Source organism: Streptomyces sp. ST2-7A (assembly GCF_021390475.1).
Classification (GTDB): Bacteria; Actinomycetota; Actinomycetes; order Streptomycetales; family Streptomycetaceae; genus Streptomyces.
Map to the genome: position 1 here is coordinate 1 of NZ_JAJUWS010000008.1, position 15,327 is coordinate 15,327.

13 protein-coding genes are annotated in these 15,327 nt (G+C 70.7%); 12 read left to right on the forward strand and 1 reads right to left on the reverse strand.

Features of this window, described 5'->3' with window-relative positions; genetic code table 11:
* Both LZF96_RS06855 and LZF96_RS06860 read left to right on the forward strand, forming a co-directional pair.
* The coding region (locus tag LZF96_RS06855; protein WP_233867553.1) for a carboxyl transferase domain-containing protein at window positions 1–134 on the forward strand (134 nt) is incomplete at its 5' end.
* A gap of 112 nt (window positions 135–246) precedes the next feature.
* Window positions 247–480, forward strand: coding sequence for an acyl-CoA carboxylase epsilon subunit (locus LZF96_RS06860; RefSeq protein ID WP_233867145.1), 234 nt, complete (start codon window positions 247–249; stop codon window positions 478–480).
* A 226-nt stretch (window positions 481–706) separates the two neighbouring features.
* Here the strand turns inward: LZF96_RS06860 and LZF96_RS06865 are convergent, their stop codons facing one another.
* Entirely contained in the window at window positions 707–868 is a 162-nt protein-coding gene (locus tag LZF96_RS06865; RefSeq protein WP_233867586.1) for a hypothetical protein, read from the reverse strand.
* Window positions 869–1,541: 673 nt separating this feature from the next.
* Here LZF96_RS06865 and LZF96_RS06870 point away from each other — a divergent pair.
* From LZF96_RS06870 to gltX, 10 genes are all read left to right on the forward strand, one after another.
* Entirely contained in the window at window positions 1,542–5,000 is a 3,459-nt protein-coding gene (locus tag LZF96_RS06870; RefSeq protein ID WP_233867147.1) for a nitrate- and nitrite sensing domain-containing protein, read from the forward strand.
* A 13-nt stretch (window positions 5,001–5,013) separates the two neighbouring features.
* Entirely contained in the window at window positions 5,014–5,427 is a 414-nt protein-coding gene (locus LZF96_RS06875) for a roadblock/LC7 domain-containing protein (protein WP_233867556.1), read from the forward strand.
* A gap of 86 nt (window positions 5,428–5,513) precedes the next feature.
* Window positions 5,514–5,927: a DUF742 domain-containing protein gene (locus LZF96_RS06880; RefSeq protein WP_233867149.1), complete on the forward strand. Its 414-nt coding sequence runs from the start codon at window positions 5,514–5,516 to the stop codon at window positions 5,925–5,927.
* A complete protein-coding gene (locus LZF96_RS06885; RefSeq protein WP_233867152.1) occupies window positions 5,908–6,501 on the forward strand; it encodes an ATP/GTP-binding protein in 594 nt (197 codons plus the stop codon). Before LZF96_RS06880 ends, LZF96_RS06885 begins: the two co-directional genes overlap by 20 nt.
* A gap of 897 nt (window positions 6,502–7,398) precedes the next feature.
* Window positions 7,399–10,458, forward strand: coding sequence for a nitrate- and nitrite sensing domain-containing protein (locus tag LZF96_RS06890; RefSeq protein ID WP_233867155.1), 3,060 nt, complete (start codon window positions 7,399–7,401; stop codon window positions 10,456–10,458).
* Window positions 10,459–10,468: 10 nt separating this feature from the next.
* Complete coding sequence (locus tag LZF96_RS06895; RefSeq protein WP_233867556.1) at window positions 10,469–10,882, forward strand: roadblock/LC7 domain-containing protein; 414 nt, start codon at window positions 10,469–10,471, stop codon at window positions 10,880–10,882.
* 102 nt (window positions 10,883–10,984) lie between these two features.
* Entirely contained in the window at window positions 10,985–11,482 is a 498-nt protein-coding gene (locus LZF96_RS06900) for a DUF742 domain-containing protein (protein ID WP_308294161.1), read from the forward strand.
* Window positions 11,463–12,056 (forward strand): ATP/GTP-binding protein, encoded by a 594-nt coding sequence (locus LZF96_RS06905; protein WP_233867158.1) that lies wholly within the window; start codon window positions 11,463–11,465, stop codon window positions 12,054–12,056. Before LZF96_RS06900 ends, LZF96_RS06905 begins: the two co-directional genes overlap by 20 nt.
* 570 nt (window positions 12,057–12,626) lie before the next feature.
* The gene (locus tag LZF96_RS06910; protein WP_233867160.1) at window positions 12,627–13,415 is read left to right on the forward strand and encodes a fumarylacetoacetate hydrolase family protein; all 789 of its coding nucleotides are present in this window, start codon (window positions 12,627–12,629) and stop codon (window positions 13,413–13,415) included.
* Complete coding sequence (gene gltX, locus LZF96_RS06915; protein WP_233867163.1) at window positions 13,408–14,925, forward strand: glutamate--tRNA ligase; 1,518 nt, start codon at window positions 13,408–13,410, stop codon at window positions 14,923–14,925. The genes LZF96_RS06910 and gltX overlap by 8 nt, the downstream gene beginning before the upstream one ends.
* Window positions 14,926–15,327: the final 402 nt, after the last annotated feature.

The window sequence follows — 15,327 nt, forward strand, 5'->3', positions numbered from 1 at the left end:
CGGCCGAGCGCGGCCTGGTGGACGACGTCATCGACCCCACCGAGACCCGCGAGGTACTCATCCGTTCGCTGCGGATGCTGCGCACCAAGCACGCCGACCTGCCCTCCCGCAAACACGGCAACCCACCGCAGTGATCCAGGACTCCAGCCCCGCGTCGCCCGCCCCGGACGCCCCGCCTGCCCCACCCGCTTCCACCGGAGTCCCGAGACGCGAGTCCGCCGGGTCCCATCAGGAGGAGAGATCATCGTGAGCATCGCATCCACCGACCGGATCGTTCCCGCGCACCCCGCCGAGCCCGTGCGGGTCGAGCGGGGGCGGGCCAACGACGAGGAACTCGCCGCCGTCACCGCCCTCCTGCTCGCCCGGGCCGGGGCCGCCCGGAACACCGCCCCCGCCGCGGCGCCGCGCCGCTCGGTCGCCGGATGGCGCCGACTGGAGCGCACGCCGGGTTTCCGCGCCCCGCACAGCTGGCAGGGCTGACCCGCACCGCGCACCGCGCACCGCCCCGGGTACGTTTTCGGCCGGTGGACACCCTCGAGGGTGTCCACCGGCCGAAAACGTACCCGGGGCGTGTCGGCTTCCGGGGAGAGCCGGCGCCGACCCGGTGGGGCCGGGTGGGAACCGGCGGAGTCCCTCGTTCGTGGAACGTGCGTGCGGCCCGCCGAACCCGTCGGGGCGCCGAACCCGACGAAGGGGTGGGGTCCCCTCAGGAGCCCGGCTTGTCCATCAGCACGGTCCGGCGGGGGTTTGCGGTGGAACCCGGCAGCGGGGCCCCCCGCCGGCCCCGGGCAACCGGTGCGGGGACCGGCCGCATCAGGTTGGTGCGGCGCGGATTGGCGAGGGAGGTGGGAGCGGGGGTGGTGGTCATGTCGGCTGCCTCGAATCGCTCGGAACGGCTGGTGCGGCGCGGACCGACTCGGAGGCGTGTCGGACGCGGCCGGGGGCGGTCCGTCCGACGACGACCGCCGACGTGTCCCCGCCCGGGGCGGGATCCCCGGGCGGCCGGCCCCGGTGGCGGGGCCGCGCGGGACGAGGGTAGCCCTCCGAGTACGTGCGGGCTCCCGGTACCCCACTTCGCCGGGGTTCCACACTGTGACGTTCGTCACTGCCGTGTGGTGATTTACGCGACCCCTGGCGTCCACCCAATGGTGACAAAAGGGGGTAATGACCTCATTCGCGCGTCCGCCCGGCAACCTCGAACGTGGACTCGAGGACAGTCAACGGGGTGCGTTTTGGTGCATTTTAGTGACTTTGTCGCCCCCGGGTATCCACCATGGGTTCGTGGTTCATCACCTGGGGTGGTGAGTGTGAACCGGAACGTGCCGGCCCTTGTTGGAGTTCGAGCACTGTGCTGGAATTCGACGGACCGTTGCGGGAAAGCAGTCGGCATTCCGGGGCGCACCACCCTCGCGCCGCGCGACGGCTGTTCGAAAGGGGACGTTTCGGTCACCCACGACCGTCAGGGGGGTTACACGGTCCCCCGGCTCGATACCGTCTGCCGCGTCCGCGGCACGACGCCTGGTCCAGAGGTTGCGACGCCAGTGCAGGGACGTTTCAAGAGGGAAGGCAACGCCACCGGAGAATCGGAGCGCGGCGGTACCACCGGCCGCCACTCCTCCTCCGGGCGTGCTCACGGCGATGACACCACGCAGGCCGCCGTGACCGCCGACGAACCCGACGCGCGGGACACCGCGCGGGGGGACGCCGGCGACGCCGCCGCGCACCGCAAGGCACCAACCGGGGGCGGGTCGCGTCTCGCGCTGGGAAACTGGCGCATCAGCACCCGTCTGATCTCACTGATCGCGCTCCCGGTGGTCGCGGCCACCGCCCTGGGCGCGGTCCGCATCCAGGACTCGATGGAGAGCATCGAGCAGCTGGACAACATGCAGCTGCTCACCAACATGACGCAGCAGGCGACCCGGTTGGCCGCCGCGCTCCAGGAGGAGCGCGACCGCTCCGCGGGTCCGCTGGTCAGCGGTCGCAGTGCCAAGAGCGAGGACGTCACCACCCCCCGCGAGCGCACCGATTCCTCCCGCCAGGCCTTCGCCGAGGCCACTCTGGCCATCGACGGCAACGACGAAGCCATGGTGGGCATCAACGCCCGCGTGCTGGACATCGGCCGTCAGCTCAACCAGATCAAGATTATCCGCGACGAGGCGTACGAGGACGAGGACTACGTCTCGCAGACGGTCATGCGCTACAGCGAGCTGATCGACTCGCTGCTCTCCCTCGCCCAGGACCTCGCGCAGGCCACCAGCAACAGCGAGATGATCCGCAGCACCCGGGCCCTCGCGGCCTTCTCCACCGCCAAGGAGCAGGCCTCCATCCAGCGGGCCATCATCAGTGGTGGTTTCGCCCGCGCCGAGGTCGACGGTCAGGAGGCCGGCCTCTCCCGCAGCGACTGGCGCTACGGCAGCACCGCGCTGGACAACGAGAAGGCCGCCATGCGGAGCTTCGCCCAGCTGTACGGGGACAAGGAGCGCACCGACGACCTGATCGAGCCGCTGGAGGGTGGCATCGTCAACGTCGTGGCCGCCAACCAGCTGGCCGAGAGCGTCTTCTCCAAGGAAGACGCGATCACCGGTCAGTTCCGCAGCTACCGGGACTGGTACGACCTCAGCCGGACCAAGATCGAGGCCATGGACATCATCGAGCAGACCCTGCTCGAGGAGATGGAGGAGCAGGCCCGCCAGCTCCGTGACGAGGCCCAGCGGGACGCCATCCTCAACGGTGCCCTGATCATCCTGGTACTCGGTCTCTCCCTCGTCGGCGCCTTCGTCGTGGCCCGCTCCATGGTCCGTTCCCTGCGTCGGCTGCAGGACACCGCGCAGGACGTGGCACACCGCCGCCTGCCCGAGGTCGTGCGCCAGATGTCCGAGACCGACCCCCAGGACGTGGACACCACCGTGGAGTCGGTCGGTGTGCACACCCGCGACGAGATCGGCCGCGTGGCCCAGGCGTTCGACGAGGTGCACCAGCAGGCGGTCCTCCTCGCCGGCGAGCAGGCCCAGCTGCGGGGCAACGTCAACGCGATGTTCACCAACCTCTCGCGCCGCAGCCAGGGCCTCATCCAGCGTCAGCTGTCGCTGATCTCCGAGCTGGAGTCCCGCGAGGCCGACCCGGACCAGCTCTCCGTGCTGTTCAAGCTGGACCACCTCGCGACCCGTATGCGTCGGAACGGTGAGAACCTGCTGGTTCTCGCGGGTGAGGAGCCCGGCCGGCGCTGGACCCGGCCGGTGCCGCTGGTCGACGTCCTGCGTGCCGCCGCCTCCGAGGTGGAGCAGTACGAGCGGATCGAGCTGGCCGCCGTGCCCAAGACCGAGGTCGTCGGCCGATCCGTCAACGACCTCGTGCACCTCCTGGCCGAGCTGTTGGAGAACGCCACCTCGTTCTCCTCCCCGCAGACCAAGGTCAAGGTCACCGGTCACCAGCTTCCCGACGGCCGTGTGCTGGTCGAGATCCACGACACCGGCATCGGCCTGTCCCCCGAGGACCTGGGCGAGATCAACGAGCGGTTGGCCAACCCGCCGACGGTGGACGTCTCCGTCTCCCGCCGCATGGGTCTGTTCGTGGTCGGTCGACTCTCGCTGCGCCACGGCATCCGCATCCAGCTGCGCCCCTCGGACTCCGGTGGCACCACCGCGCTGGTCATGCTGCCCGCCGAGGTGGCCCAGGGCGGGGTGCGCAAGCCCAACGGCCCGGCCGGTGCCCGCACCGACGCCGCCGGCCAGCCCCCGTCCGCGACCCTGCGTCGCGAGCCCGCCGATCGGCGGGGCCCGGGCGACCAGGGCCCGCCGGTGGAGCCGGGCCCCTCGCGGGGACAGGTCCCCGGCGCGGCGCGTCCCGCGTTGCCCTCCCGCCCGATGGGACCGGGTGGCCCGGCGGCTCCGCCCGACCAGGGTCAGGGCTTCCCCCGGACACCGGTGCCCAACGGGGTCGGGGCGGGAGAGCACCGCCCGAGCTGGGCCTCCGGGGGCAACGATCGAATACCGGCCGACGCCCGGGCCCGGGGCCACGAGGACCCCAACGGCGGGGACACCCGGGAATTCCCGGCCGTGGCACCGTCCGGCGCCCCCGCCGGTCAGGCATTCCAGCAGTACCCGCAGCAGGCGCAGTCCCGGGGCGAGGAGGCATCCCGGCAGGACGTGTTCGCCCGGGGGCAGCAGGCACCCGTCGGCGACCACACCCGGGTGGACGACCGCGGCGGACAACCCCGGGACGACTGGGCCGCCGGATACGCGGGCGGGTCGGACGCCCCGGCACCCGAGCAGCGCCAGGGGGAGCGGCCCGCCGCTCCCGGCGTCCCCGGCGGGGGATGGACCCTCGCGCCCGGCAACGGTCCCGGCAACCCCGGCGCACCGGCGGCGGACCGCTTCCCGGTGGCGCGCGACCGTCGACCCGAGGCACTGCCCCCGGCGCCTCCGAACGACCCGGGGCGCGCCCCGGAGCGCACGCCCATCTTCGAACAGATGGAGTCCACCTGGTTCGATTCGCGTCGGCGGACCGGGCCCGGGCCCGAGGCGGGCGACTCCACCGGTTCGGACGGTGTCGGTGAGGGGCCGCGTCCCCCCGCCCCGCCGGCCGAGCGCCCCACCGCTCCGCCGCCTCCCGCGGCGGCCCCGCCATCCGGCGCGAACGGCTCCCCGGAGTCGGCCCCCGCGCCTGCCGGAGCGGGTGCGAGCGCGGGAGCGAGCCGGCCGGGCTGGACGCCCTCGCCCAACGACGAGCGGTGGCGTCGTGCCGAACAGCTGCGGCAGCCCGCCGCGGGCGGGATCACCACCTCGGGTCTGCCGCGGCGCGTGCCGCGTGCGAACCTGATGGCCGGTACCGCGCAACAGCGCGAGACCACGACCACCGGACCACAGGTGTCCCGGGCCCCGGCGGATGTCCGGGGCCGGCTGACCAACCTCCGCCGCGGCATCCAACAGGGTCGCCAGGCGGGTACGGGGGCCACGAACACCGATCGGGGCTTCGGTTCGAACTATGGGCAGGAGCGTTGAGGTGAGCGGGATGATGAGCCAGGCGGCGCAGAACCTGAACTGGTTGATCACCAGCTTTGTGGAGAACACCCCCGGGGTGTCGCACACGGTGGTGGTCTCCGCTGATGGTCTTCTTCTGGCGTTGTCCGAGGGTTTCCCGCGGGATCGTGCGGATCAGTTGGCGGCGGTGGCGTCGGGTTTGACGTCGTTGACCGCGGGTGCTTCGCGGATCTTCGAGGGTGGTGTGGTGAATCAGACGGTGGTGGAGATGGAGCGTGGGTTCCTTTTCCTCATGTCGATCTCGGATGGTTCCTCGTTGGCGGTGTTGGCGCATCCGGATGCCGACATCGGTCTGGTGGGGTACGAGATGGCGTTGTTGGTGGACCGCGCGGGTGCGGTTCTGACGCCTGATCTGCGCGCCGAACTTCAGGGTAGTCTTCTCAACTGAACCGAACGCTCCCCCCACATGAGCACCACTCAGTCCGTCAGGCACACGACTCGCAATGCCGATCTCATGTCCCCTCCGGAGGAGCTATGACCACCCCGCCACCGTCGCAGGGTTCGTACGGTGACCGCCATGGCGGCGCCGCCTACGACGACGAGGGCGAACAGCCGTTGGTGCGTCCGTACGCCATGACCGGTGGGCGGACGCGCCCGCGGTACCAGTTGGCGATCGAGGCGCTGGTCGGTACCAGCGCCGAACCGATGCAACTCCAGGGGCTGCTCCCCGAGCACCAGCGGATCTGCCAGCTCTGCCTGCCGGAGGTCAAGTCGGTCGCGGAGGTTTCCGCGCTGCTCTCCATTCCCCTTGGTGTGGCCCGGATCCTCGTCGCCGATCTGGCGGAGGCCGGGCTGGTCGCCATTCACCAGCCGGGGGACGGCGATTCGGCCGGACAGCCGGACGTGACGCTGCTCGAAAGGGTGCTCAGTGGACTTCGCAAGCTCTAGCGGTGCGGCCGGGGCGGCTCCGGCTCGTTCCACGACTTCGGCGAAGATCGTGGTCGCCGGTGGGTTCGGTGTGGGCAAGACCACGTTCGTGGGTGCTGTTTCGGAGATCAACCCGTTGCGGACCGAGGCGGTGATGACGTCGGCGTCGGCGGGGATCGATGATTTGACGCACACCGGTGGAAAGACCACGACGACGGTGGCGATGGACTTCGGTCGTATCACGTTGGATCAGGATTTGATCCTGTATCTGTTCGGGACGCCGGGTCAGGATCGTTTCTGGTTCATGTGGGACGATCTGGTGCGTGGTGCGATCGGTGCGGTGGTGTTGGTGGACACGCGCCGGTTGGCGGATTGTTTTCCGGCGGTGGATTACTTCGAGAACAGTGGTCTGCCGTTCGTGATCGCGTTGAACGGGTTCGACGGATACCAGCCGTACGCTCCGGAGGAGGTGCGGGAGGCGTTGCAGATCGGGCCGGACGCTCCGATCATCACGACGGACGCGCGGCATCGTGGTGAGGCGAAGTCGGCGTTGATCACGTTGGTGGAGCACGCGTTGATGGCTCGTCTGCGCTGATCCGTCCCCGGGCGCACGGATCCCGGCGACGACGACACACGGGAGGGACGACCTCCCGGATCGCAGGTCGTGCGGGAGGCGGAGAACGGTCCGCGGCACGATCGATTCACGAGTCGGCGTACGAACCCCCGGGGGAGACCCCGGGGGTTCGTCGTCGTTCACGGGCGCTTCGCCGAGAAGGCGTCGGGGCCCGGGGCGGAGGGGAGGCCCGGAGTCCTCACGCCTCCCGTCGGGTGGGGCGCCTTCCCGGGCGGCCCCCGAAGGACTTCCCGGAGCCCCTTCGCACCGGGGCTCCTCCGGGGTCTTCCCGTCAGCCCGGGGTGGGCGACGCCCCCCGCTCCCCGTGGCGGGACATGGGCGTCCCGGGTGCCCCACGGGTCACCGGAAGCCCCATCCGTCCCCGTGGTGGCGGCGGGAAGGGGCCCGGGGAGGCTCTTCACCTCCCCCGGGAGCCGGCCGGCCATCACTTCCCTGTGTTCTTCACCACCCCTCCCGAAAGCGCTCACCGCCGTACGACATGCTTGATAACGGTTCGGCAGGCAATCACCGCGAACCGAATACGTCCGGCGATCGCGCCGTTCCTCTCCGCGTCCACGGGTGCTCCTTTTTCGGCACTATTGTCGGGTACGTCGACATCGTCCCGTCGGGCGAGTGACCGTAATGGTGCCCCCGGGGGATTGGAAAGTGCGGGCGTGACGTGCTGAAATCCGAGCAACCAGGCAGTAGCCGCGGCCCCCGGGGCCGATGCCGAGAGGTGAGAGGCCAGTGAGGCGCAGCAAGACGACCCCCCCGTCACCGGGGGAGTCCGGAGGCGACCGGGCAGTCGGGCGGGGTAACTTCACCCCGCCCTCCGCGACCGCTCCGGCCACCGCGGCGGTGCCCGATCCACCCGTACCCGTGAGGGACGAGGGGGGTGGCAGGTTCTCCCCGAGGAACTGGCGGGTCGCCACCCGGCTGAACGCGATTCTCCTGATCCCCGTGCTCGTGGCGCTCCTGTTCGCCGGGCTCCGGGTGAACACGCACTACACCACCTGGCAGGACGCCCAACACGCGGAATCGGTTGCGGAGCTCACCCGGGCGGCGACCGGATACGCCCACGCCCTGCTGGTGGAACGGGACAGCACCGCCCGTCCCCTGCTCGAGGGCAACACCGACGACCCGATCATCGGGGAGGTGCGTCGGGCCACCGATGACGCGCGCGCCGAGTTCGACCGCCGCGTCGCCGAGATGCCCGACGACGAGAGCCTGCGCCGGCGCCTGGAGCGCATCCGGGAGGTGGAGCCCAAGCTCACCGCCCTGCGGCAGAACGCCTACGGCGAGGCCATGGAGGGTGTCCAGACGGAGGAGGGCTACGTCGAGATCCAGAACCCCCTCATGTCGTTCACCAACGAACTGGGTCTGGGCACCGACAACCTCGCGACCTACGGCCGCGCCGCCTACGCCGTCTCCCTGGGCAAGTCGGCCAATTCCCTGCAGCGGGCCATCGGCACCCACCTGCTGATCTCGCCGGCCGAGGACACCGAGAACCTCACCCGTCAACGGGTGGCCCTGACCTCGTACGCCTACCTCGAGGGCATCGCCCGCAGCGAGCACGAACAGGCATCCACCGACGAGGAGGTCCAGCGTCTACAGGCCCTCCTCACGGAGAGTACCGCCGAGCTCGGCGCCGGGCCCAACCGCGAGCAGATGACCTCCTACATCGCCTCGGGACAGTTCGGCCCGCAGGAACTCGCCGGCTACGGGGTCACCCCCGACACCTGGTACGAGGCGGCGACGGCGACCTTCGAGGCGTACCACACCCTGGAGACCGAACTGGTCGACAACGCCGTGGAGGAGGCCCGGAGCATCGCCTCCGAGGCCCGTACCAACATGATCACCAACTCCGCGCTGGTGATCATCGCACTTCTCGGTGCCTTCGTCGTCGCCGGTCTCATGGCCCGCTCCATGAGCCGGAACATGCGCACCCTGCGCGGCGCCGCACTCGGTGTCGCGGAGGAGCGACTGCCGGCCCTGGTCCGTCAGCTCTCGCAGACCAACCCGGGCCAGGTGGACACCCGGGTCGATCCGATCCCCATCACCAGCCGCGACGAGATCGGTGAGGTCTCCCGCGCCTTCGACCGGGTCCACGGCGAGGCGGTCCGGCTGGCCGCCGAGCAGGCCCTGCTGCGGGGGAACGTCAACGCGATCTTCACCAACCTCTCCACCCGGAACCAGGGGCTCATCGAGCGTCAGCTCGCACTGATCACCGACCTGGAGAACAACGAGGCCGACCCCGACCAGCTGGAGAACCTCTTCAGGCTGGACCACCTCGCGACCCGTATGCGTCGCAACGGCGAGAACCTGCTGGTTCTCGCGGGTGAGGACCCCGGTCGCAACTGGAACGAGCCGATCCCGCTGGTCGACGTCCTGCGCGCGGCCTCCTCCGAGGTGGAGAACTACGAGCGGATCGAGCTCTCCGGCGTTCCCGACAGCGAGATCCACGGCGCCGTGGTCAACGACCTCGTGCACCTCCTGGCCGAGCTGCTGGAGAACGCCACCTCCTTCTCCTCCCCGCAGACCAGGGTCCGGGTCACCGCGACCCGTCTGCCCGACGGCCGCATCATGGTCGAGATCCACGACAAGGGCATCGGACTCACGGCCGAGGACTTCGCGGAGATCAACCACCGGCTCGCCGAGCCGCCCGCCGTCGACGCGGAGATCTCCCGCCGCATGGGCCTGTTCGTGGTCGGTCGCCTGGCCCAGCGCCACGACATCCGGGTTCAGCTGCGTCCCTCCGGCGAGCAGTCCGGCACGACTTCCCTGGTCATGCTTCCGGAGGAGATCACCCACGGTGGTGGTGGCACCGAGCGCGCCGGGGACGAGGAGTTCACCGTCTCGCGGATCGTTCCCGACGGGCCGTTCACCCGCGAGGAGCAGGGCACCGTCGCGAGCGCGGCCGAGTTGGGCTTCGACGACAGCCGTTACGACAACCGCCGGCAGACCGGCGCCCCGCTCGCCCCGCTCGACCCGGTCGGCCGTTCGCTGCGCCGCGGCGAACTGCGGACCCGTGCCGGGGAGCGACCCGGTGGCGAGGAGGCCGGCCCCACCGAGTGGTCGGGGAACGACGCGCCCACCGATGGCACCGCCGCCCCGGCGGGCACGGACGCCGGTTACGGCCACACCCCCGACGGGACGGGGGAGGGGACCGCCGAGGGCACGTGGACCGGCAACGGGTACCCGGCCGGGACCCCCGCCTACGGGGTCAACGGCTACGGGGACGGTGCGTACGGGGATACCGGGCCCACCGCCGAGAGCTACGGCGCGAACGGTTACGGCGACAACGGCTACGGGTCCACCGAGCAGGTGGGCACCCCGGGGTACGCCGGGGAACCGGACCGGACCGCGGCCTGGAACGCCGGTGCCGGGCAGGCGGCTCCCACCTTCGACGGCTTCGCCCGCGAATCCGAGAGCGGTGGCGCCCCTCCCCCCGGTCCTGCCGGAAACGCGCAGAGCGTGGGATTCTCCCCCGAAACCGGATCGGACGCGGGAGGACCCGCCGCCGTCACCGGTGCGGGGCTGCCGCGCCGCACCCCGCGGCGGACTCCCGGCCAGCCCGGTTCGGAGGTTCCGTGGCGCGAGGAGCGGGAGGAGTCCGTGACCCCGTCGTCGGCTCCGTCCGCGCCCCCGGCCGGGGGCAGCGCCTGGAGCGGTGGCCCGCGCCGCGAGGCCGCCGAGCCGGCGGGAACCACCTCATCGGGTCTGCCTCGGCGGGTTCCCCGGGCGAACCTCACCGAACACACCCTTCCCGAGTCCTCCAAGAAGGGTGGCCCCCAGGTGTCCCGGGCGCCCGAGGACGTCCGGGGCCGGTTGACCAACCTCCACCGAGGGGTTCGGCAGGGGCGTGGGGCCGGAGCGGCCCGCGCGCGGAACGACCAACAGGGCTACGGCCCAGGTAACACCTACGATCAGGAGCGTTAGTGTGAGCCCGATGAGCCAGGCGGCGCAGAACCTGAACTGGTTGATCACCAGCTTTGTGGAGAACACCCCCGGGGTGTCGCACACGGTGGTGGTCTCCGCTGATGGTCTTCTTCTGGCGTTGTCCGAGGGTTTCCCGCGGGATCGTGCGGATCAGTTGGCGGCGGTGGCGTCGGGTTTGACGTCGTTGACCGCGGGTGCTTCGCGGATCTTCGAGGGTGGTGTGGTGAATCAGACGGTGGTGGAGATGGAGCGTGGGTTCCTTTTCCTCATGTCGATCTCGGATGGTTCCTCGTTGGCGGTGTTGGCGCATCCGGATGCCGACATCGGTCTGGTGGGGTACGAGATGGCGTTGTTGGTGGACCGCGCGGGTGCGGTTCTGACGCCTGATCTGCGCGCCGAACTCCAGGGAAGTCTTCTCAACTAGTAAACACCTCGTGCGCGGCGGGCTTTCGCCCCTTAGGGTGCCAGCACGTACGTGGCGAGTGCAGCAACCGCGGCACAGCAACGGCAGTCGGAGGAGGAGACAGTGGCAACGCCCCCAGCCGGTTCGTTCGGTAACGAGTACCCGGCCCAGCCGCATCGCGGTGGGCAGCCCGGGCGCTTCGACCTCCCTCCGACCAACGGTGGTCGCTCCTCCCGGTCGTCGGGCCGGCGTCAGCCCGAGGGCGGAGGGGATACGCCCCGGCAGCCGTTGGTGCGTCCGTACGCCATGACCGGTGGGCGGACGCGCCCGCGGTACCAGTTGGCGATCGAGGCGCTGGTCAGTACCAGTGTGGAGCCCGCCCGACTGCAGGGGCAGTTGCCGGAGCACCAGCGCATCTGCCGGCTGTGCTACGAGGTCAAGTCGGTCGCGGAGGTTTCCGCGCTGCTCTCCATTCCCCTTGGTGTGGCCCGGATCCTCGTCGCCGATCTGGCGGAGGCCGGGCTGGTCGCCATTCATCAGCCGGGTCATGACGCCGAACCCGGTGGCCAGCCAGATGTGACATTGCTCGAAAGGGTGCTCAGTGGACTTCGCAAGCTCTAGCGGTGCGGCCGGGGCGGCTCCGGCTCGTTCCACGACTTCGGCGAAGATCGTGGTCGCCGGTGGGTTCGGTGTGGGCAAGACCACGTTCGTGGGTGCTGTTTCGGAGATCAACCCGTTGCGGACCGAGGCGGTGATGACGTCGGCGTCGGCGGGGATCGATGATTTGACGCACACCGGTGGAAAGACCACGACGACGGTGGCGATGGACTTCGGTCGTATCACGTTGGATCAGGATTTGATCCTGTATCTGTTCGGGACGCCGGGTCAGGATCGTTTCTGGTTCATGTGGGACGATCTGGTGCGTGGTGCGATCGGTGCGGTGGTGTTGGTGGACACGCGCCGGTTGGCGGATTGTTTTCCGGCGGTGGATTACTTCGAGAACAGTGGTCTGCCGTTCGTGATCGCGTTGAACGGGTTCGACGGGCACCAGCCGTACGCTCCGGAGGAGGTGCGGGAGGCGTTGCAGATCGGGCCGGACGCTCCGATCATCACGACGGACGCGCGGCATCGTGGTGAGGCGAAGTCGGCGTTGATCACGTTGGTGGAGCACGCGTTGATGGCTCGTCTGCGCTGATCCGTCCCCGGGCGCACGGATCCCGGCGACGGGGACACGGATTCCGGAGTGGGACACCCTCCCGGGATCGGCGTACCGGTCGCCGGGGAGCGGAAGGGGGGCGCCGTCGGGCGGTCCCCGCATCCGTTCGGGATCGGACTGCTTCCCCGTCCCGATCCGGCTCCGACGGAGCCCGTCGAACCCTCCTCGGCCGCGTTCCCCGCTTCTCCCCTCCCGGGCCCACCATCGGTGGGCCCGGTGAACGTTCTCACCGCTCCGGCGCCCCGGGGGCCGCCGGGGCCCGGTCGGCGTTCCCGCCAGGTGTACGGAGCCCGTCCCCTCCCGGCGGGCGTCGAACCCGTTCCGTCGAACCCGCCCGGGTGCGACGGACCGACCGGCGCGGGCGTAACGGTGCCCGGTGCCCGTCGGTACCCTGCCGGGCACCCCTCGAGCGTTCTCGATCCCCGACGAAGCCCGGCCCGTCGTGGCACCCCGGAACCCGGGGGACGGCCCGCCGGGGTCGAGGGCCCCTCCCCGCCCGATACGCTGGGACGTCACCTGCGGGACAGCGAGAGAAGGGCAGCCCCCACGTTGCGCGTCGCCAGATTCTCCCTCGAGGGAAACGTCGGTTTCGGTGTGCTGGACACCGTCCCGGACCGGGACGAACCGGTTCTGGACGTGGTCCGCGGCCACCCCTTCGGCGGGGTGGAGCGCAGCGGACGTCACGTCCCGTTGAAGGCGGTGCGGTTGTTGCCGCCGGTACTGCCGAACAAGGTGGTCGCCGTGGGCCGCAACTACGCCGAACACGCACGGGAACTCGGCAACGAGGTTCCCGACATCCCCGTGATCTTCTTCAAGCCCTCCACCTCGGTGGTCGGCCCCGACGATCCGGTGCCCTACCCCTCCTTCTCCCGGGAGGTGCACCACGAGGCGGAGCTCGCCGTGGTGATCGGTCGGATGTGCCGGGAGGTGCCGCCCTCCCGCGCGGCGGAGGTGATCCTCGGGTACACCTGCGCCAACGACATCACCGCCCGTGACATCCAGCGCTCCGAGGAGCAGTGGGGCCGGGCCAAGGGCTTCGACGGCTCGTGTCCGCTGGGCCCGTGGGTCGAGACCGAACTCACGCCCGAGCGGGCGGCCGACCTGGCGATCATGTGCACCGTCAACGGTGAGCAGCGGCAGCTCGGGCGCACCAACGACATGGTGCGCGGCATCCCCGAGCTGATCGCGCACATCACCGAGGCGATGACGCTCCTGCCCGGGGACGTCATCCTCACCGGCACCCCGGCGGGTGTCGGCCCCCTGGAGATCGGCGACGAGGTCGCGGTCACCATCGAAGGCATCGGAACTCTCACCAACAAGGTGGTCAAGCGTGACTAGCGCGCCCCCCTCCGCTCCCACCGACGCCGGAACGGGGGGCTCCTCCCCGATCCGGGTGCGGTTCTGTCCGTCACCGACCGGCAACCCGCATGTCGGTCTGATCCGGACGGCGTTGTTCAACTGGGCTTTCGCCCGTCGGCACAGCGGCACCATGATCTTCCGGATCGAGGACACCGACGCCGCGCGGGACTCCGAGGAGTCCTACGAGGCGCTCCTGGACGCCATGCGCTGGCTCGGGCTGACCTGGGACGAGGGCCCCGAGGTGGGCGGCCCCCACGAGCCCTACCGGCAGTCGCAGCGGATGGAGATCTACGCCGACATCGCCCGTCGTCTACAGGACGCCGGCCACGCCTACCGGTGTTACTGCTCGGCGAACGAACTGGCCGAGCGTCGCGAGGCGGCGCGGGCCGCGGGGCGGCCCTCGGGCTACGACGGCACCTGCCGCGACCTGTCGGCCGAGCGGATCGCCGCCCACGAGGCGGAGGGGCGCGCCCCGATCGTGCGGTTCCGGATGCCCGATGAACCGATCACCTTCACCGACCTGGTGCGCGGGGAGCTGACCTTCACCCCGGAGAACGTCCCCGATTACGGGATCGTCCGGGCCACCGGTGCCCCGCTCTACACCCTGGTCAACCCGGTGGACGACGCCCTCATGGAAGTGACCCACGTCCTGCGGGGCGAGGATCTGCTCTCCTCCACCCCCCGCCAGATCGCGCTGTACCGCGCGTTGGCGGACATCGGCGTGGCCGGTGGGCCGATGCCCCGCTTCGGCCATCTGCCGTACGTGATGGGGGAGGGGAACAAGAAGCTCTCCAAGCGCGACCCCCAGGCATCCCTCAACCTGTACCGGGAGCGCGGCTTCCTGCCCGGCGGGTTGCTCAACTACCTGTCCCTGCTCGGGTGGTCCATCGCCGAGGACCGGGACATCTTCTCGATCGATGAGATGGTCGCGGCCTTCGACATCGTGGACGTCAACGCCAACCCGGCCCGCTTCGACCTCAAGAAGTGCGAGGCCATCAACGCGGTCCACCTGCGTGAGATGTCCACGGGGGACTTCCTCGACGCCTGTGAACCGTGGCTGCGGGCCCCCCGGGCACCGTGGAAGCCCGAGGCGTTCGACGAGACGGCCTTCGCCGCCCTCGCGCCACTGGCACAGACCCGGCTGACGGTCCTCTCGGAGATCACCGACAACGTCGACTTTCTCTTCCTCGACGAGCCGGCGCGCGACGAGACCTCCTGGCAGAAGGCGATGAAGCCGGGCGCGGAGGCACTGCTGCGCACCGCGCGGGAACGATTGGGCGCGGCGGAGTGGAACGCGGAGGCACTCAAGGCCGCGGTCCTGGCGGCGGGGGAGGAGCACGGGCTGAAGCTCGGCAAGGCCCAGGCGCCGGTTCGGGTGGCGGTGACCGGACGGACCGTGGGACTGCCGCTCTTCGAGTCGCTGGAGGTCCTCGGCCGAGAGCGCACCCTGGAGCGCGTGGACGCGGCGCTGGAGCGTCTGGGGGCCTGACGGACCCCGCGAAGGGGCCCGACTCCGGCGCCATCGGGCGGAAACCGGCCCACCGCCCCGTCCCCCCGGGGGGCCCGGGGCGGGGTGGGGGGCCTTCCCGCCCCGTCCCGGTGTCCGTGCGCGGCGCGTTCCGCACCTCGCGGGGGGAACGGTGGTGGCGGTTCGCCGGATCCGGACGTGCCGGTCGGCGCGGGTCCGTGGCGGCCGTGGGCGATGAGTGGTGGGCGCCGGGAACCGGGCTCCGGGGAAGGGGAGCCGAAGTGCCGGGAGGAGCCGCGGGCCGTCGGCGGGGAACCTGTTTTGGAGCACGGTCCCCGATCGGGTAATGTTCTTCTCGTCGCCGAACGGTGCCGGCCGGAAGGTCGGGAAACCGGGAGGCGCACACCGGAACAACACCTCTCG